The 17,263-nt window shown below is 73.6% G+C and carries 20 protein-coding genes and 2 tRNA genes; 11 read left to right on the top strand and 11 right to left on the bottom strand.

Annotated elements, in window-relative coordinates:
• Nucleotides 1-29: 29 nt before the first annotated feature.
• Both B4U46_RS09700 and B4U46_RS09695 read right to left on the bottom strand, forming a co-directional pair.
• Nucleotides 30-773, bottom strand: coding sequence for a VWA domain-containing protein (locus tag B4U46_RS09700; RefSeq protein ID WP_079425906.1), 744 nt, complete (start codon nt 771-773; stop codon nt 30-32).
• Nucleotides 770-1,402, bottom strand: coding sequence for a PadR family transcriptional regulator (locus tag B4U46_RS09695; RefSeq protein WP_079425903.1), 633 nt, complete (start codon nt 1,400-1,402; stop codon nt 770-772). The genes B4U46_RS09700 and B4U46_RS09695 overlap by 4 nt, the downstream gene beginning before the upstream one ends.
• Before the next feature lie 155 nt (nt 1,403-1,557).
• On the opposite strand from B4U46_RS09695, the gene B4U46_RS09690 reads away from it, so the two are divergent.
• The gene (locus B4U46_RS09690; RefSeq protein WP_079425901.1) at nt 1,558-2,286 is read left to right on the top strand and encodes an SDR family NAD(P)-dependent oxidoreductase; all 729 of its coding nucleotides are present in this window, start codon (nt 1,558-1,560) and stop codon (nt 2,284-2,286) included.
• A complete protein-coding gene (locus B4U46_RS09685) occupies nt 2,283-3,242 on the top strand; it encodes an alpha/beta hydrolase (RefSeq protein ID WP_079431660.1) in 960 nt (319 codons plus the stop codon). The genes B4U46_RS09690 and B4U46_RS09685 overlap by 4 nt, the downstream gene beginning before the upstream one ends.
• On the opposite strand, the gene B4U46_RS09680 is transcribed toward B4U46_RS09685, so the two are convergent.
• Nucleotides 3,205-3,278, bottom strand: a tRNA-Ser gene (locus B4U46_RS09680). The genes B4U46_RS09685 and B4U46_RS09680 overlap by 38 nt on opposite strands.
• Before the next feature lie 99 nt (nt 3,279-3,377).
• Between B4U46_RS09680 and B4U46_RS09675 the strand changes: the two genes are divergently transcribed.
• Nucleotides 3,378-3,818 carry an iron chaperone gene (locus tag B4U46_RS09675; protein ID WP_079425898.1) on the top strand — a complete coding sequence of 147 codons (441 nt, stop codon included), beginning with the start codon at nt 3,378-3,380 and terminating at the stop codon, nt 3,816-3,818.
• 62 nt (nt 3,819-3,880) lie between these two features.
• Here B4U46_RS09675 and B4U46_RS09670 read toward each other — a convergent pair.
• Nucleotides 3,881-3,955: transfer RNA gene (locus tag B4U46_RS09670), tRNA-Ala, on the bottom strand.
• Nucleotides 3,956-4,022: 67 nt separating this feature from the next.
• Here B4U46_RS09670 and B4U46_RS09665 point away from each other — a divergent pair.
• From B4U46_RS09665 to B4U46_RS09655, 3 genes are all read left to right on the top strand, one after another.
• The gene (locus B4U46_RS09665; protein ID WP_079425895.1) at nt 4,023-4,361 is read left to right on the top strand and encodes a hypothetical protein; all 339 of its coding nucleotides are present in this window, start codon (nt 4,023-4,025) and stop codon (nt 4,359-4,361) included.
• A gap of 42 nt (nt 4,362-4,403) precedes the next feature.
• The gene (locus B4U46_RS09660; RefSeq protein WP_079425893.1) at nt 4,404-4,760 is read left to right on the top strand and encodes a hypothetical protein; all 357 of its coding nucleotides are present in this window, start codon (nt 4,404-4,406) and stop codon (nt 4,758-4,760) included.
• A 125-nt stretch (nt 4,761-4,885) separates the two neighbouring features.
• Complete coding sequence (locus B4U46_RS09655; protein ID WP_079425890.1) at nt 4,886-5,611, top strand: class I SAM-dependent methyltransferase; 726 nt, start codon at nt 4,886-4,888, stop codon at nt 5,609-5,611.
• Here B4U46_RS09655 and B4U46_RS09650 read toward each other — a convergent pair.
• Nucleotides 5,578-6,621: an acyl-CoA dehydrogenase family protein gene (locus B4U46_RS09650; protein ID WP_079425888.1), complete on the bottom strand. Its 1,044-nt coding sequence runs from the start codon at nt 6,619-6,621 to the stop codon at nt 5,578-5,580. The genes B4U46_RS09655 and B4U46_RS09650 overlap by 34 nt on opposite strands.
• Nucleotides 6,621-7,766, bottom strand: coding sequence for an acyl-CoA dehydrogenase family protein (locus B4U46_RS09645; RefSeq protein WP_079425886.1), 1,146 nt, complete (start codon nt 7,764-7,766; stop codon nt 6,621-6,623). Before B4U46_RS09645 ends, B4U46_RS09650 begins: the two co-directional genes overlap by 1 nt.
• Before the next feature lie 59 nt (nt 7,767-7,825).
• Between B4U46_RS09645 and B4U46_RS09640 the strand changes: the two genes are divergently transcribed.
• The 5 genes from B4U46_RS09640 to B4U46_RS09620 all read left to right on the top strand — a co-directional run bounded on the left by B4U46_RS09640 (nt 7,826) and on the right by B4U46_RS09620 (nt 12,710).
• Nucleotides 7,826-8,632: an SDR family oxidoreductase gene (locus tag B4U46_RS09640; RefSeq protein ID WP_079425884.1), complete on the top strand. Its 807-nt coding sequence runs from the start codon at nt 7,826-7,828 to the stop codon at nt 8,630-8,632.
• 20 nt (nt 8,633-8,652) lie between these two features.
• Nucleotides 8,653-9,291, top strand: a complete 639-nt coding sequence (locus tag B4U46_RS09635) for a TetR/AcrR family transcriptional regulator (protein ID WP_079425882.1) — start codon at nt 8,653-8,655, stop codon at nt 9,289-9,291.
• Between the two features lie 29 nt (nt 9,292-9,320).
• The gene (locus B4U46_RS09630; RefSeq protein WP_079425880.1) at nt 9,321-10,478 is read left to right on the top strand and encodes an acetyl-CoA C-acetyltransferase; all 1,158 of its coding nucleotides are present in this window, start codon (nt 9,321-9,323) and stop codon (nt 10,476-10,478) included.
• Between the two features lie 235 nt (nt 10,479-10,713).
• Entirely contained in the window at nt 10,714-10,917 is a 204-nt protein-coding gene (locus B4U46_RS09625) for a cold-shock protein (protein WP_079425878.1), read from the top strand.
• A gap of 101 nt (nt 10,918-11,018) precedes the next feature.
• Complete coding sequence (locus B4U46_RS09620; RefSeq protein ID WP_079425876.1) at nt 11,019-12,710, top strand: DEAD/DEAH box helicase; 1,692 nt, start codon at nt 11,019-11,021, stop codon at nt 12,708-12,710.
• A gap of 142 nt (nt 12,711-12,852) precedes the next feature.
• Here B4U46_RS09620 and B4U46_RS09615 read toward each other — a convergent pair whose 3' ends face one another.
• Genes B4U46_RS09615 through B4U46_RS09595 form a run of 5 tightly spaced genes read right to left on the bottom strand, consistent with a single transcriptional unit; the run spans nt 12,853 to nt 17,245 of the window.
• On the bottom strand, nt 12,853-13,788 hold the full coding sequence (locus tag B4U46_RS09615; protein ID WP_167747576.1) for a tyrosine-protein phosphatase: 936 nt from the start codon (nt 13,786-13,788) through the stop codon (nt 12,853-12,855).
• A gap of 29 nt (nt 13,789-13,817) precedes the next feature.
• Entirely contained in the window at nt 13,818-14,915 is a 1,098-nt protein-coding gene (locus tag B4U46_RS09610; protein WP_079425874.1) for an NAD(P)H-dependent flavin oxidoreductase, read from the bottom strand.
• 1 nt (nt 14,916) lies between these two features.
• Nucleotides 14,917-15,645, bottom strand: a complete 729-nt coding sequence (locus B4U46_RS09605; RefSeq protein ID WP_079425871.1) for a CoA-transferase subunit beta — start codon at nt 15,643-15,645, stop codon at nt 14,917-14,919.
• Nucleotides 15,642-16,493: a CoA transferase subunit A gene (locus B4U46_RS09600; protein ID WP_079425869.1), complete on the bottom strand. Its 852-nt coding sequence runs from the start codon at nt 16,491-16,493 to the stop codon at nt 15,642-15,644. The genes B4U46_RS09605 and B4U46_RS09600 overlap by 4 nt, the downstream gene beginning before the upstream one ends.
• The gene (locus B4U46_RS09595; RefSeq protein WP_079425867.1) at nt 16,490-17,245 is read right to left on the bottom strand and encodes an enoyl-CoA hydratase family protein; all 756 of its coding nucleotides are present in this window, start codon (nt 17,243-17,245) and stop codon (nt 16,490-16,492) included. The genes B4U46_RS09600 and B4U46_RS09595 overlap by 4 nt, the downstream gene beginning before the upstream one ends.
• Nucleotides 17,246-17,263 lie beyond the last annotated feature (18 nt).

The raw sequence follows: 17,263 nt of genomic DNA, 5'->3' as shown, positions 1-17,263 counted from the left end.
TCAAAGCGCGCCCCGCCGCCGGCGGCCGGTCAGGCGCGCACGATGCCCGCCCGGCGTGCCGCCGCCAGCCAGGCCGGGAACTCGGCCACGAGCCGGTCGTACAGTTCGGCGTCCGGTACGGCACGTGGGTCGGACCCCGCGTGGAAGTAGCCCGCGTTGTCGACCACCCGCTTCTGCGGCACCGGGAGTTCGTCCAGGCGGCGCAGGAAGTCGAACTGGCTGCTGCGCGTGTTGCCGAAGCCGACGAACTGCCAGAAGAGGGGGAGCCGGGCCGCCTTGCAGAGGTACTTCTCCGCCGCGAGCTTGTTGACCGGGCCGCCGTCGGTCTGGAAGACGACCAGGGCGGGGTCGGTGGAGCCCGAGTCCAGGTAGTGGTCGATCACCGCGTCCATCGCCAGGTGGTACGCGGTCTTGCCCATGTGGCCGAGGCCGGCGGCGATCTCCGTGACCCGGCCCCCGTGGCCGGCGAGGGGCACCTCCTCGACCGCGTCGACGTCGGTGGAGAAGAAGACGACCGGTACGCGGCCGTCGGAGTCGAGGTGTGCGGAGAGGCCCAGGACGCGGTCCGCGAAGGCCTGCACCGTGCCGTCGGCGTAGTACGGGCGCATGGAGCCGGAGTAGTCCAGGACCAGGTAGACGGCGGCCCGGCCGCCCTCCAGGCCGTGCTTGCGCAGCGAGACCCCGGCGCTCTTGTACGCGCCCGCCAGGGCCGGGGCGGCCTCCTCCACCTTCCGCAGGCTGATGGCGCTGCCGCTGCCGCCGCCGCCCGTCACGGAGCGCTGTCCGGGCGCGGGCGCGGGCGCGCGTTCAGGGCCTCGATGTCCTCCAGCATGGCCGCCGCGAGGTCGCGCTCGGAGGCGTAGTACCGCTCGGCCCACCTGAGGGTGAGGGTGGGGTAGGCCCAGGCCTCCTCCTCCTGGGCCGCCGCGACGTCCGCCTCCGCGCCGCGCCGCATCCCCTCGGCGAACTCCTGCTGCTGGAGGAGGAGTTCACGCATCTGCTGCGGCTCCAGCAGGTGACCCAGCCACAGCCGCAGCATCGGTCCGTGCTTGAGCACCGGCGGGTCGACCGGCGTCTCGCGCGCCCACCGCCGTACGGCGTCCATCCCGGCGTCGGTGATCCGGTACACCCGCTTGTCGCGGGTGCCGGTGTCCTGGGCGACCATCCGGGAGGAGGCGTAACCGGCCTTCTCCAGGCGCTTGAGCTCGCTGTAGATCTGGCTGAAGGAAGGGCTCCAGTAGAAGAAGCGCAGCGACCAGTCCGACCATTTCTTCAGGTCGTAACCGGAGAGTTCCTCGCCGAAGGAGAGCAGTCCGAGCACTGCCCAGCTGGTCGCGGGGAGCGTGCGCCGGGCCGCCCCGCCGGGAGTCTCCACTGCCGTCTCGTCTGCCACGCAGCGCAGTCTACGACCGGATTCTGTGACGGCCTTCCCTCCGATGGGTGTGACTGCTAGAAGTATTTCTATTAGGTATATGGGTGGGCGGGGGTGGGTGGGGTGCGTCGGCGTGCGCCGTTGCCCGTGTCGATGTCAACTCCTGCTGTCGGTAGGGAGGAAACGTGATCTCGCTGGACGGGAAGGTCGTCGTCGTCACCGGTGCCGGGCGCGGTCAGGGCGCCGAGGAGGCCAGGCTGTGCGCACGGGCCGGGGCGCGGGTCGTCGTGACGGACGTGCGGGAGGAGGAGGGCCGGGCGGTCGCGGCGGAACTGGGCGAGCGGGGGCTGTTCGTACGCCACGACGTGGCCGACGCCGGCAGCTGGGCGGGGGTGGTCCGGGAGGCGGTGGCCGCCTTCGGGACGGTATCGGCGCTGGTCAACAACGCCGCGCTGTGGCGCACCGCGCACGTCGAGGAGCAGAGCGCGGAGGGCTTCGAGGAGTTGCTGCGGGTCAACCTGCTGGGGCCGTTCCTCGGGATCCAGGCGGTGGCCCCGGTGCTGCGGGCGGGCGGCGGCGGCTCGATCGTCAACGTCTCCTCCACCGCCGGACTGGTCGGCATCCCGGGTCACGCGGCGTACGGGTCCACGAAGTTCGGCCTGCGCGGACTGACCCGCTCGGCGGCGCTGGACCTGGCCGGTGACGGGATCCGGGTCAACTCGGTGCACCCGGGCGCCATCGACACGCCCATGGTGGCCGGAGCGGTCGAGGGGCGGGACTGGTCGCACGTGCCGCTGGGGCGGATGGGGCGCGCGGGGGAGGTGGGGGAGCTGGTGCTGTTCCTGTGCTCGGAGGCCTCCTCGTACGTCACGGGCGCGGAGTTCGTGGTCGACGGGGGGATGACGGCGCGATGAGCGGGGGCCGGGTGAAGGGGGACCCGCTGGCGCCGGACGCGCGGCGGCTGTGCGGGGCCATGGCGGCGGCCTTCCCGGGGCCCGGGGACGTGGCGGCCCTGCGGGCGGCGGTGGCGGCCGGGACGGAGCGGCCGGGTGCGCGGGGGCCGGAGGTGGCCTCCGTGCGGGACACCGAGGCCTGCGGGGTGCCGGTGCGGGTGTACGACCCGGCGCCGGGGGAGCGCGGGCGGGTGCTCGTGGTGTACCTGCACGGCGGCGGCTGGGTGATGTGCGGGATCGACACGCACGACGCCCTGTGCCGTGAGCTGGCCGCGGCCTCGGGGGCGGTGGTGGTCTCGGCCGGCTACCGGCTGGCCCCGGAGCACCCCTGGCCGGCGGCGGCCGACGACGCGCTGGCGGTGCTGCTGTGGGCGCGGGCCGGGGCGGACCGGCTGGGCTGCGACCCGGGGCGGGTGGTGGTGGCCGGGGACTCCAGCGGGGGCAACCTGGCGGCCGTCACCGCGCTGCGGGCGCCGGAGCTGGTCGCGGGGCAGCTGCTGGTGTACCCGCCGCTGGACGCCTCGATGGGCTCCGAGTCGGTGTCGGTGTACGGGCGCGGGTACTTCCACACCGCCGCGCACATGGCCTGGTACTGGGACCAGTACGGCGGCGACCCCGCCCACCCGCACGTCTCGCCGCTGCGGGCGCCGGACCTGTCCGTGCTGCCGCGCACGCTGATCGTCCTCGCCGACTGCGACCTGCTGCGGGACGAGGGGCTCGCCTACGCGCGCCGGCTGGGGGAGGCAGGGGTGGACTGCGAGGTCCGGCTCCACCCGGGGGTCTTCCACGGCTTCCTCGGCCTGCCGCTGCCGGCCGCGGCTGCGGCCCGGGCAGGGGCGGCGGCGTGGGTGGCGGCCACGGGGAGGCGGGGCTCGGGGGACGGGGCGGCCGGATTCGAACCGGCGTCCTCCTCCTGAGCAAGGAAGCGCAACGACCTCTGTGCTACGGCCCCGTCCTTGCCGGTCATCCTAGGCGCCGGGCCGTTGTCAGTGGGCGGGGCTATGGTCGTTCTCAGGTCGGCACATCCAGATCGTCTACGGGGGAGATCTGTCATGAGCAGCACGCACGAGGGGTTCTCGGCCGAGGAACGGGCCGCGATGAAGGACCACGCGCAGGAACTGAAGACGGCCGCGCGCCGCGGCTCGCGCGCGGACAAGGAGGCGGCGGCGGTCAGGGACGTCCTGGCGAAGATCGCCGAGATGCAGGACGCGGACCGGATCATCGCCGAGCGGGTCCACGCGGTCGTCACGGCGAGCGCCCCGGCCCTCGCGCCCAAGCTCTGGTACGGGATGCCCGCGTACGCGCTGGACGGGAAGGTCCTCTGCTTCCTCCAGAGCGCGGAGAAGTTCAAGGCGCGCTACGCGACCCTCGGCTTCAGCGACGCGGCGCGGCTGGACGAAGGCCCGATGTGGGCGGCCGGCTTCGCACTGACCGAGGTGACGGCCGAGGTGGAGGAGCGGATAGCCGAGCTGGTGAAGCGGGCGGTCGGCTGATCGCGGCCCGCAGCCCGCGGCCAGGGCTCGCGGCCTGCGGCTCCCGGCGGGAGAGTCAGGGGGGCGGGGCGGCCGGATTCGAACCGGCGTCCTCCTCCATGCTGTGTAGGCGCACTGCCTCTGTGCTACGACCCCGCCCTTGTGTTCGATCTTAATCGGGCCGGGGGCGACTCCGCACCGGGTTATTCCCGGCATGATGTGTCCATGCCTGGATTCCTCCTGCGCAACTTCCTGCTCCTCGCCGTGGAGTTCGGGGCCGCCGCGCTGCTGCGCGATCCCGGGACACCGTGGATACCCGTGCTGCTGGCGGTGTTCGTGGCCGGCTCGGCCGTGCCGCACGGCACCGAGGCGGAGTTCGGGGCGCGGTTCCTCGTCGCGCTCACCGCGGTGGGGGTGGCCCGGGCCGGGGCCACGGCCTGGGAGGGGCACGGCGTCGTGGTTTCGATCGGGCTCGGGCTGCTGTTGCTGGTCCAGACGGCAGCGCTGCTACGGCTCTCGCTGCGGAGCCGACGCCGCCCGGCGCGCCGGCGCGGCCGCCGCTGAATCCGGTGGCCGGGCGGTCCCACGCCCCCTAGGGTCGCCCGCATGTCCAGCACCGCACAGCCCACCACCACCCTCTGGCGCCCCACCGGCCCCGTCGAACTCGACCTGGTCCGCGCCCTCGACTGGCGTGCCTGGCCGCCCCGGCTGCCGGAGCAGCCGATCTTCTATCCGGTGCTGAACGAGGACTACGCGGTCCGGATCGCCCGCGACTGGAACGTCAAGCACGACGGCGCGGGCTTCGTGACGCGCTTCGAGGTGGACTCGGCGTTCCTGGAGCGGTACCCGGTCCAGCGGGCGGGCGGCGAGACGATCCTGGAGCTGTGGGTGCCGGCCGGGGAGCTGGAGGAGTTCAACGCGCACATCGTGGGCCGGATCGAGGTGGTGCGGGAGTTCCGCTGAGGGGGCATGCCGCGAGCGCCGCCGCGTGCGGCGGCGTCGCGGCTGCGAGGCCGGCGGCCGGGTCCGGGCCCACGGCGCCGGATATCCGATCGTCAGCAGCCGCGGTCGGCGGAAAGAATGACGGGATGACGACTCGTGCCAGGTCCTTCGATGCCGCCGCCGCCCTCTACCACGCCTCCCGCCCCGGGTACCCCGACGCGCTGTTCGACGCCGTCGAAGAGCTCGCCGGGGCCGGCCTGCGCGGGGCCCGGGTGGCCGACGTGGGCGCCGGGACCGGGATCGCCAGTGCCCTGCTGCACGCGCGCGGGGCGCGCGTGCTCGCGGTGGAGCCCGGTGACGGCATGGCCGCCGAGTTCCGCCGTGCGCACCCCGGGATCCCGATCGTGCGCGGTGACGGCGACCGCCTCCCCCTGGCCTCCGGCTCCCTCGACTTCCTGACCTACGCCCAGGCCTGGCACTGGACCGACCCGGCCCGTTCCGTCCCCGAGGCGCGCCGCGTGCTGCGCCCGGGCGGGGCCCTCGCGCTCTGGTGGAACGACCTGGACCTGTCCGTCCCCTGGATCGCCGAGCAGGACGAGCGGATCGCCAAGCTCTTCGGCGCCCCCGCCGGCCTCCAGCCGCGGGAGGACCCGGAGGAGCTGGGCCTCACCACCCGTGAGGTCCGCTGGTCGCGCCGGATCCCGCTCGACGCGCACCTCGCCAACCTCTCCAGCCACTCGGCCTTCCTCCTCCTCGGGGAGCCCGGCACCCGGGAGTTCACCGGGGCCGAGCGGGAGCGGCTGCTGGAGCTCTTCCCCGACGGGACGGTCGAGGAGTCCTACGTGGTCACCCTGCGCGTGGCCGTCGTCTGAGGCAGGCTGCGGATCACGTCCGCCCGGCACTGCGAGGGCCCGCCCCAGGCGTCGCGCAGCGGCCGGGCCTTGCGCAGCCACAGGGACAGGTCCAGCTCCTCGGTGTAGCCGACGGCGCCGTGCAGCTGGAGGGCCGTGCAAGCGGCCGCGTACGCCGCCTCGCCGGCGGTCAGCTTCGCCGCCGCGACGTCCCCGTCCGACAGGGACAGTGCGGCCGCCCACAGCAGCGGCCGGGCGAACTCCAGGTCCAGCAGGGTGTCCGCCAGCCGGTGCTTGACGGCCTGGAAGCTGCCGATCGGCGCCCCGAACTGGGTGCGCTGCTTCACGTACTCCACCGTGCGAGCCAGCAGTGCCTCGCCGAGGCCCAGGCACTGGGCCGCCGTCAGCAGCCGCGCCCACCGTGCGGCCGTGTCGGCGGCGGCCGACACCGCCGGACCGGCCGCCAGCAGCTCCCCGCCCGCCGCCGGAACCCCGAGCCCGCGCGCGGGATCCAGGGAGCCCAGCCGCTCCTCCCACCCCGGGGCCAGCCACAGCTCCGCCGACTCCGACGCCGACGCCGGAGCCGCCCCCGCCACCCTGAAGCAATACCCCGCCGCGTCCGCGTCCAGGGCGTACGGGGAGCCGCCCGGCAGGGTCAGGGTGGCCAGGGTGTCGCCCGTGAGGAGGCCCGGGAGGAAGCGTTTCGCCGGAGCCTCCTCCCCGTGCCCGGCCAGCTCCCTCAGCAGCACCACCGCCGCGGCCGTCTCCACCGCCGGCCCCGCCACCCCCGCCCGCCCCAGCTCCACGAAGCCCAGCGCCAGCTCCACCGGCAGCGGCCCCAGCCCCTCGTACGCCTCCGGCGCGGCCAGCGCGCACAGCCCCGTACCGGCGAGCCGGGACCACAGGGCCAGCCCGGGCCCGTGGTCCCCGGCCGCCCAGGCCCGCACCGTCGCCGGGACCTGCGCCGCGCCCAGCAGGGAGCGCAGGGTGCGGGCGAACTCCGACTGTTCCCCGGTCGGCAGGAAGCGCATCAGCGGCGGCCCTTCGGAAGGCCGAGCAGCCGCTCGGCGATGATGTCGCGCTGGATCTCGTTCGTCCCCGCGTAGATCGGACCGGCCAGCGAGAACACCCACGGCTCGGCCCACGGCCCCTGCGCCAGCTCCGCGTCCGGGCCCAGCAGGTCCAGGGCGGTCTCGTGGAGGGCGATGTCGTACTGCGACCAGAACACCTTGTTCAGGCTGGACTCGGCGCCGATCTCCCCGCCCGCCGCGAAGCGGGTGGCCCCGGCCCAGGTGAACAGCTCGTAGGCGCGCGCCCCCACCACCGCGTCCGCGACCCGGTCGCGCAGTGCGGTGTCCGCGGGGTCCCCCTGCTCCCGCCACAGGGCGGCCAGCCGGCCGGCGGCGGCCAGGAACCGGCCGGGGGAGCGCAGGGTCAGCCCGCGCTCGTTGCCGGTCGCCGACATCGCGATCCGCCAGCCCTGCCCGGGCTCCCCGATCACGTCCTCGTCGGGGACGAACACCCGGTCCAGGAAGAGCTCGGCGAAGGCCGGCTTGCCGTCGAGGCGGCCGATGGGCCGTACCGTCACGCCCGGGGCGCGCAGGTCGAACATCAAGTAGGTCAGCCCCTGGTGCGGTTTCGCGGCCCCCGGGTCGCTGCGGAAGATGCCGAAGGCCCGGTCGGCGAAGGCGGCCCGCGAGGACCAGGTCTTCTGCCCCGACAGCAGCCAGCCGCCCTCGGTGCGCTCCGCCCGGGACCTCAGCGAGGCCAGGTCAGACCCCGACTCGGGCTCCGACCAGGCCTGCGCCCAGATCACCTCGCCGCTCGCCATGGACGGCAGCACCCGCGCCCGCTGCCCGGGCGTGGCGTGGTCGAAGAGGGTCGGGGCCAGCAGGCTGATGCCGTTCTGCGAGACCCGGCCGGGGGCGCCCGCCGCCCAGTACTCCTCCTCGAAGACCAGCCACCGCTCGATGTCCGCGCCCCGGCCCCCGTACTCCTCGGGCCAGGACACCGCCGACCAGCGGGCGGCGTGCAGCTGCGCCTCCCACTCCCGGTGCGCCGCGAAGCCCTCCTGCGTCTCCAGTGAGGGCAGGGGGACGTCCGGCACGTGCTCGTGCAGCCAGGCCCGGGCCTCGGCCCGGAAGGCCGCCACCCCGGGGGAGTGGTCGAGATCCATCAGCCGTCCGCCTCCTTCGTGCCTTCCCTAACAAGTGTTTGGTAGGTTAACGTACGGCCATGAGCAGCGTCGAGGAGTTCCGCAACGAGGCGCCCGCCTACGTCCCCGCCCACGGTCTGCTGCGCGGCCGCACCGCCGTCATCACGGCCGCGGCCGGAGCCGGGATCGGCGGCGCCACCGCCCGCCGCTTCCTGGAGGAGGGGGCCCGCGTCCTGATCAGCGACGCCCATGCCCGTCGCCTCAAGGAGACCGAGGCCGCCCTCGCCGCCGGGTTCGGCGCGGACCGGATCGCCTCCCTGCCCTGTGACGTCACGGAGGAGGACCAGGTCCGGGCCCTGTTCGCGCACGCCGGGCGGCTCCACGGCGGTCTCGACGTCGTGGTCAACAACGCGGGGCTCGGCGGCACCGCCGACCTCGTCGACATGACCGACGAGCAGTGGACCCGCGTCCTCGACGTCACCCTGAACGGCACCTTCCGTTGCACCCGCGCCGCCCTGCGCGCCCTGAAGGACGCCGGGCGCACCGGCGTCATCGTCAACAACGCCTCCGTCATCGGCTGGCGCGCCCAGACCGGCCAGGCCCACTACGCCGCCGCCAAGGCCGGGGTGATGGCCCTGACCCGCTGCGCGGCACTGGAGGCCGCAGCGTTCGGCGTACGGATCAACGCGGTCGCCCCGAGCCTGGCCATGCACCCGCACCTGGTGAAGGTCACCAGCGAGGAACTGCTGGCCGAACTCACCGCCCGCGAGGCCTTCGGCCGGTACGCCGAGCCGTGGGAGGTCGCCAACGTCATCGTCTTCCTGGCCAGCGGCTACTCGTCCTACATGACGGGCGAGACGGTCTCGGTCAGCAGCCAGCACCCCTAGACCCGGACCAGAATGGGCCCGTGCCAACGAACAAGCCGACCGCCGAGCCCGGTGCGAAGAAGAAGCCGCAGGTGACCCCCTCCCCCGAGCGGCGCCGCGAACTCCTCGCCACCGCCGCCGAGGTCTTCGCCGCCCAGGGCTACAACGCCACCACCGTCCGCAAGATCGCCGACGCCGCCGGGATGCTCGCCGGCAGCCTCTACTACCACTTCGATTCCAAGGAATCGATGCTCGACGAGATCCTCTCGGCCTTCCTGAACGAGCTGTGGGACGGCTACGACACCGTCCTCGCCGCCGGTCTCGGCCCCCGGGAGACCATCGAGGCCCTCGTCACCGAGTCCTTCCGGGAGATCGACCGGCACCGCGCCGCCGTCGCGATCTACCAGAAGGAGGCCCGCACCCTCTCCGCGCAGCCCCGCTTCCACTACCTCTCGGACTCGCAGGTGAAGTTCGAGAAGGCGTGGCTGGGGACGCTGGAGCGGGGCGTCGCCGCCCGTGTCTTCCGGGCCGACCTCGACATCCGCCTCACCTACCGCTTCGTGCGCGACACGGTGTGGGTCGCGGCGTCCTGGTACCGGCCGGGCGGACAGCACAGCCCCGAGGAGATCGCCCGCCAGTACCTCTCGATGGTGCTCGACGGGATCGCCGTACGCCCCTAGAACGCCCGCAGCCAGCAGAGGAGCCCCCGATGCCCGAGGCCTACATAGTCGACGCCGTACGCACCCCCGTGGGCCGGCGCGGCGGCGGACTGTCCGGGGTCCACCCCGCCGACCTGGGGGCGCACGTCCTCAAGGCGCTGGTCGAACGGTCCGGCGTGGACCCGGCCGCCGTCGAGGACGTGGTGTTCGGCTGCCTGGACACGGTGGGCCCGCAGGCGGGGGACATCGCACGGACCGCCTGGCTGGCCGCCGGGCTGCCCGAGGAGGTCCCCGGGGTCACCGTCGACCGGCAGTGCGGCTCCTCACAGCAGGCCGTGCACTTCGCCGCGCAGGGCGTTCTCTCCGGCACCCAGGACCTGGTCGTCGCGGGCGGCACCCAGAACATGTCGATGATCCCCATCGCCTTCGCCTCCCGCCAGGCGGCCGAACCCCTGGGCCTCACCGAGGGCCCCTACGCCGGCTCGCAGGGCTGGCGCGCCCGGTACGGGGACGCCCCCGTCAACCAGTTCCACGGCGCGCAGCTCATCGCCGAGAAGTGGGGGATCTCCCGGCGGGACATGGAGGAGTTCGCCCTGACCTCCCACCGGCGGGCCGTCCGGGCCATCGACGAGGGCCGCTTCGACCGTGAGACCGTCCCGTACGGGGACGTGACCGTGGACGAGGGGCCGCGCCGCGACACCAGCCTGGAGAAGATGGCGGGCCTCAGGCCGGTGGTCGAGGGCGGCACCATCACGGCCGCCGTCTCCTCCCAGGTCTCCGACGGCGCGGCGGCGATGCTGATCGCCTCCGAGCGGGCGGTCGCGGAACACGGCCTCACCCCCCGTGCCCGCATCCACCACCTGTCGGTGCGCGGCGAGGACCCCATCCGGATGCTGTCCGCCCCGATCCCGGCCACCGCCCACGCGCTGAAGAAGACCGGCCTGACCCTCGACGCCATCGACCTGGTCGAGATCAACGAGGCCTTCGCCCCGGTCGTGCTGGCCTGGCTGAAGGAGACGGGCGCCGACCCCGCCCGGGTGAACGTCAACGGCGGCGCCATAGCCCTGGGTCACCCGCTGGGGGCGACCGGCGTGAAGCTGATGACCACGCTCCTGCACGAACTGGAACGGACCGGCGGCCGCTACGGCCTCCAGACGATGTGCGAGGGCGGCGGCCAGGCCAACGTCACGATCATCGAACGCCTCTGACACGGGGGCGGGACAGGGCCGGGAAGGGGCCGGGACGGGCGGGGTCCGAGGCGCGCGACCCCGCCGGGACGGAAGACAGCAGCGGTATCCCGTCGAGGTGTGCTAGCTTGGTGGCGTTGCAGTTGTGGTACCCATGAACTTTATGTGCGCCTGACGGGAATGCTCCGCGGGCGCTTTTATTGTTTTTGCCGGAATCTCCCGGATGGGGCCCTTGCCGCCTATTCAGGAGATTCAAATGGCACTTGGCACCGTGAAGTGGTTCAACTCGGAAAAGGGCTTCGGCTTCATCGAGCAGGACGGCGGCGGCCCGGACGTCTTCGCCCACTACTCGAACATCGCCACCTCTGGCTTCCGTGAGCTCACCGAGGGCCAGCGCGTGTCCTTCGACGTGACGCAGGGCCAGAAGGGCCCCCAGGCGGAGAACATCATCCCCGCCTAATTTTCCCAGCATGCCGGGGTCCGCACCGCGAGGTGCGGACCCCGGCTTGTCTGCTGTCTCGACCTTTGTTTTACCTGCCGGTTTCAGGAGGGCTTTCTCGCATGACCAGCTCCAGCTCCGCACGACCCAGCCGCCGCCCCACCCGGGGTCGAGGTGCGGCCCAGGGGCGTCCGAAGGCTGGCGCGGGACGGCAGAAGTCCGCTCCTGTCGCCCGGCCCCAGGAATTCACCATGCCCGAACCGAAGACCCCGGCCCTCCCGCCGGTGCCCGCGTTCGAGGACATGGACATGCCCGAGGCGCTGCTGAAGACCCTCGCGGCCCAGGGCGTGACCGAACCGTTCCCCATCCAGGCCGCCACGCTGCCGAACTCCCTCGCCGGCCGTGACCTCCTCGGCCGCGGCCGCACCGGCTCCGGCAAGACCCTCGCCTTCGGCCTGGCCCTCCTCGCCCGCACCAGCGGCCGCCGGGCCCAGCCCAAGGCGCCGCTCGCGCTGGTCCTCGTCCCGACCCGCGAGCTCGCCCAGCAGGTCACCGACGCCCTGACCCCGTACGCCACGGCCGTAAACCTGCGCCTCGCGACCGTCGTCGGCGGCATGTCCCTCAACCGGCAGGCCGGCGCGCTGCGCCGCGGCGCCGAGGTGCTCGTCGCCACCCCCGGCCGCCTCAAGGACCTCATCGACCGCGGTGACGCCGACCTCTCGCAGGTCTCGATCACCGTCCTCGACGAGGCCGACCAGATGACCGACATGGGCTTCATGCCGCAGGTCACCGCCCTGCTCAAGCAGGTCGAGCCCGGCGGCCAGACCATGCTCTTCTCGGCGACCCTCGACAAGAACGTCGACAAACTCGTCAAGATGTTCCTGACCGACCCGGTCGGCCACTCCGTCGACCCGTCGGCCGGCGCGGTCACCACCATGGAGCACCACGTCCTGTACGTCATGGACGAGACCGACAAGAAGGCCGTGGCCACGCGCATAGCCGCTCGTGACGGCCGGGTCATCATGTTCGTCGACACCAAGCGCGGCGTCGACCGCATGGTCAAGAAGCTCCTCGCCGAGGGCGTGCGCGCCTCCGGCCTGCACGGCGGCCGCTCCCAGCCGCAGCGCAACCGCACCCTGGACTGGTTCAAGAGCGGCGAGGTCACCGCGCTGATCGCCACCAACGTGGCCGCGCGCGGCATCCACATCGACGACCTCGACCTGGTCGTCAACATCGACCCGCCCACCGACCACAAGGACTACCTGCACCGCGGCGGCCGCACCGCCCGCGCCGGCGAGTCCGGCAGCGTGGTCACCCTGGTCCTGCCCGACCAGAAGCGGGACATGACCCGCCTGATGTCGGACGCCGGGATCTCCCCGCGCACGGCCCAGATCAAGTCCTCCGACGCGGAACTCGTCCAGCTGACCGGCGCCCGCGAGCCCTCCGGCATCCCCGTCGTCCTGGAGGTCCCCCAGCCGCCCGCGCAGCCCAAGGCGCGCTCCGGTTCCGGTTCCGGCTCGGGCTCCTCGCGCCGCCGCTCGGGCGGCGGCCAGCGCTCCGGCGCTTCCGCGGCCCCCGCCTCCGGCGGCCGCGGCCGCCGCGCCGCCTCCGGCGCGGCGGGCTCCGGCCAGGCCCCCGCCGGCTCCGGGTCGGGCCAGAGCCGCCGCGCCCAGGGCGGCGGCCAGGGCTCCGGCTCCGCCGGCCAGGGCCGGCGCGGTACGGCAGGCTCCGCCTCCGGTGGCGGCGGCGCGGCCGCGGCCTCGGCGCGCAGCCGCGTCGGCACCGGCGGGCAGGGCCGGCGCCGGGCGGTCTGACGCCCGTACCCCTGACACGACGGCGACGGCGCCGGGCGGAACACCGCCCGGCGCCGTCGCGCGTTCCCGGCCCGTCCCGGCCGTTACCCGGTACCGGCCGTGCCCGGCCCTCCCGGCCCGTCCCGGCCGGGACCTTCACGCGTTACCGGACCAGCTTGCCCTGGAGCTTCGACAGCGTCCGCAGGTCCAGGCCCAGACCGTCCGTCAGATACCCGTAGAAGCTGCCGTAGTCGGCCTCCATCCGGGCGGTCGCCGCGTCCAGGTAGTCCTGGCGGACCTCCTGAAGCGGGATCAGCAGGTCCGGGTTCTGCATCCGGCCCGACTGCTTCAGACCCGCGCGCACCTGGGCGTCGTACGCCGCCCGGAAGGTGTTCGAGGCCAGGTAGTCGCTCTCGGCCGTCGCCTGCGGCACGGCCAGCGCGCGCAGCAGGACATAGCTCATCCACCCCGTCCGGTCCTTGCCCGAGGTGCAGTGGTAGAGCAGCGGGCCCTGGGCGCCGTCCGCGATCTCCCGCAGCGTCGCCGCGAACTGCGCCCGGTTCTCGGGGCTCGTCACGAACGTGCGGTAGACGTCCCGCATGTAGGCCTCGGCCCGCCCGCCGCCCAGCATCTGCTCCTGCTTGACGGGGTCGCCGCTGGATATTGCGCCGACCAGGGTGGCGTACAGGCCCAGGTCGCTGACCGGGCGGGACGTGGGGGAGAGCCCCGGCGGCAGCCTGTCGGCGCCGTCGTACTGGAGCTCCATCGGGATGCGGAAATCGACGGCCTTCGTGAGGCCGAGACCGGAGACGGTGGTGATGTCCGCCGCGGTCAGCTTGTTCAGTGCGTCGGAGCGGTAGACCAGCCCCTGGCGGACCTGGCCGCCGGCGTACGTGTAATAACCGCCGATGTCCCGGAGGTTGACGGCTCCCTGGAGCGGGATCTGCCGGATCGCCGGGGACGGCGACTGGAGCTGGTGGTGCCATGCACGGGCCGCGGTTGCCGGAGCCGCCGCCGCGTACGCGGCGGCGGGCAGGGTTCCGAGGACGAGCGCGGCGGCGGTCGCCGCGGTCGCCAGGCGGATGCGGGCACGTCTCATACGGGCGACTCCTGTGACGGAGAAGGGGATCACCCTGGTGGTGGCAGGGTGCCGAGCGGGTGCGGACCGGACGCGTGCAGCCGGTCCAGCACGGTGTGCGCTTCGGCCATGACGCGGTCGACGAGCTCCGCACACGACGGCAGATCCTCGATCACCCCCGCGACCTGGCCCGATGCCATGACACCGAGGTCCGTACGGCCCTCGACCATGGACGCCTTCAGGAGCATCGGGGTGTTCGCGGCGAGCAGGACCTGGCTCCAGGACAGGTCCTTGCCGTGCTTCATCGCCAGGCCGTCGCGCACCATCCGAGACCACGACAGCCCCGACAGCTTCCGGAAGCCCGCGGCGTGCCGCACCGCCCGGGCCAGCGCCCGCGCACGGCCGGCACGCTCCAGGGAGGCCACCAGCTCGGTCCGCAGCATCCGGTGCGGCAGCCCGTCCACCGCCGTGGTGACGGTGACGTCCTTGACGGTCGCCTTCAGGTACTCCGCCTTCACGGCGTCCGGCACCGTCGAATCGGAGGTCAGCAGGAACCGGGTGCCCATGGCGATGCCCGCGGCCCCGTACGCCAGCGCCGCCACCAGCCCCCGCCCGTCACGGAAACCGCCCGCCGCCACCACCGGGATGTCCACGGCGTCGACCACCTGGGGCAGCAGCACCGTCGTGGCCACGTCCCCGGTGTGCCCGCCGCCCTCCCCGCCCTGCACGATCACCGCGTCGGCGCCCCAGGCCGCGACCTTCTCGGCGTGCCGGCGCGCCCCCACCGAGGGGATCACCACCACCCCGGCGTCCTTCAGCCGGGCGATCAGCTCCCGGGACGGGGCCAGCGCGAACGACGCCACCCGCACGCCCTCGTCGATGATCAGCCCGACCCGCTCGGCCGCGTCCCCCGCGTCCGCCCGCAGGTTCACCCCGAACGGGGCGTCCGTGCGCGAGCGCACCTCCTGGACCGCCGCGCGCAGCTGCTCCGTCGTCATCGTCGCCGAGGCCAGGATGCCCAGCGCCCCCGCCTCCGCCGCCGCCGACACCAGCCGCGGGCCGGCCACCCAGCCCATGCCCGTCTGCACGATCGGGTAGCGGACCCCGACCAGCTTGGTGAACGCCGTGTGCCACTCCCGTTCCGCCATGTCAGCCCCGCACCTCCCGGTCGCGCAGGCCCTTCGGGTCGATCACCTCGCGGATCAGCCGCAGCTCCTCGGCCGTGGGCTCACGGGTGAACGGGACCTCCTCGCCGATCGCGAGCTCGAAGGCGGTCGCCGCGCGGACCTGCTCCACCGTGACCCCCGGGTGCACGGAGGCCAGCCGCATCGCGTGCCCGGGACCGGCGAAGTCGAACACCCCGAGGTCGCTGACCACGCGCGGCAGCCGGTGGAAGCGGGACGCGGACGGCCCGGCCGCCTCCGCGCGGTCGTACCCCACCCCGCTGACCATGTCGACGCGCTCGACGAACACCCTCGGGGAGTGCCGGGGCACCCAGTAGCTCACCGGATTGTTGAGGGTGTTGACGGGGGCGCCGCGCACGCCCAGCAGCTGGCGGGAGGGCCGCTCCCAGTCGCCGATGCAGGAGATGTTCTGGTTGCCGTACCGGTCGATCTGGCTGGCGCCCATCATCACGTGCCGCCGCCCGCCGGTGACCATCGCCAGGTGGCGGCGGTACGGGAGCCAGCCCTCCACCGTGCCGTCCAGGCCCACCAGCATCGCCTCGCCGTCGGTCAGCAGCAGGTCGGGGGAGAAGGTCCGCTTGGCCAGCCGCGCCCCGAAGGAGGGGATCAGGCCCATCGGGCTGGCCAGTACCTCCCCGTCGCCGCGCCAGGCCTCGGCGCAGGCGATCACGCAGTACTCGGCGCGCGTGGTCATCGCTGTTCCTCCTGCCAGGTCCGGACGGCGCTCTGGTAGTCGTGCTCGCCCGCCCCGGAGAGGAAGCGGGCCGCGAACTCGGGCCAGGGGGTGGTCGCGTACAGCTTCTGGAAGGCCTCGTCGCGGTCGTAGTCGGGCGCGCAGGAGGTGAAGTGCGCGCCGTTCGGGGTCTCCACGACCCCGGTGACCGAGTGCCGGCTGACCAGGAGGGACTGCGGGGGGCCGGACTTGGCGAGCTCGGCGCTCTCCACCAGCTGCTCGCAGGAGACGTACGCGGCGTCGGCGGCCTCGCAGAAGAGGTCGTCGAAGTACGGGTCGGGGCCCAGGTACTGGGCGTTGCCGAGGCGGTCGGCCCGGTTGAGGTGGACGAGGGCCGCGTCCATGCGCAGGGCGGGGACGGCGACGAACTCCTCGCCGTCGGCGTAGGGGGAGGTCACGGTGCGCAGCTCCGGGTTGACCCGCATGACGTCGGAGCCGAGGCCGGCGCGGACGGGCAGGAAGGGGAGGCGGTTCGCGGCGGCGTGCAGGCCCCACATGAACATCGCCTCGTCGTACTCGGTGAGGACGAGGGAGCCGCTCTCGCGCGCGGCCCGGAAGTGCGGCTCCAGCGGGACGGAGTCCAGGGTGGCGAAGGGGGCGATCAGGCGGCGGACGCGTCCGGCGGCGGCGAGGAGCCCGACGTCGGGGCCGCCGTACGAGATCACGGTGAGATCGGTGATCTCGGATCGGAGCAGTGCCCGCACCAGGGCCATCGGCTTGCGCCGGGAGCCCCAGCCGCCGATCCCGAGGGTCATTCCGCTGCGCAGCCGCCCGACCACCTCGTCGGGGGTCATGGTCTTGTCCGTCATACGGTCTCCTCCTGTGCCTTCCCGAAGGTGTCGCGGACCCGGTCGGCGACCCCGCTGAGGTTGGCCTCGAAGGTGAACCCCTGCTCGAAGCGGTAGCTGCGGCGCACGTCGACCGGGTCGATGCCGTTGATGGCGGCCTTGGCCAGCCGGATGAGGGTGCCGTCCTTCTTCGCGATCTCGGCCGCCAGTTCCAGGGCGGCGGCGGACAGCTCCGCGCGCGGGACCACCTTCCACACCGAGCCGTGCGCGTGCAGTTCGGCGGCGGTGGCGGTGCGCGAGGTGTAGTAGAGGGCGCGCATCAGGTGCTGCGGGACGAGCCGGGCCAGGTGGGTGGCGGCGCCCAGGGCCCCGCGGTCCAGTTCGGGCAGCCCGAAGACGGCGTCGTCGCAGGCCACGATCGCGTCCGCGTTGCCGACGAGGCCGATCCCGCCGCCCAGGCAGAAGCCGTGCACGGCCGCCACCACCGGCACCTCGCACTCGTACACGGCGGCGAAGGCCTCGTAGCAGCCGCGGTTGGCGCCGATGAGGGCGGCGTGGCCGGCGTCGCGCTGCATCTCCTTGATGTCGACCCCGGCGTTGAAGCCCCGGCCCCCGGCAGCCAGGACCACGCAGCGGACCCCGGGGTCGCGGCCGGCGGCGCGCAGGGCGTCGGCGAGCTCGTACCAGCCGTGCACGGGAAGGGCGTTGACGGGCGGGAAGTCCACTGTGACGAGTGCGATGCCCTTGTCCGGGCTGGAGGTGGAGACACCCATGAGCGGATCAGCTACCTT

This window comes from Streptomyces katrae, from assembly GCF_002028425.1.
Lineage (GTDB): Bacteria > Actinomycetota > Actinomycetes > Streptomycetales > Streptomycetaceae > Streptomyces > Streptomyces katrae_A.
This window is presented reverse-complemented; position numbering and strand designations above follow the sequence as displayed.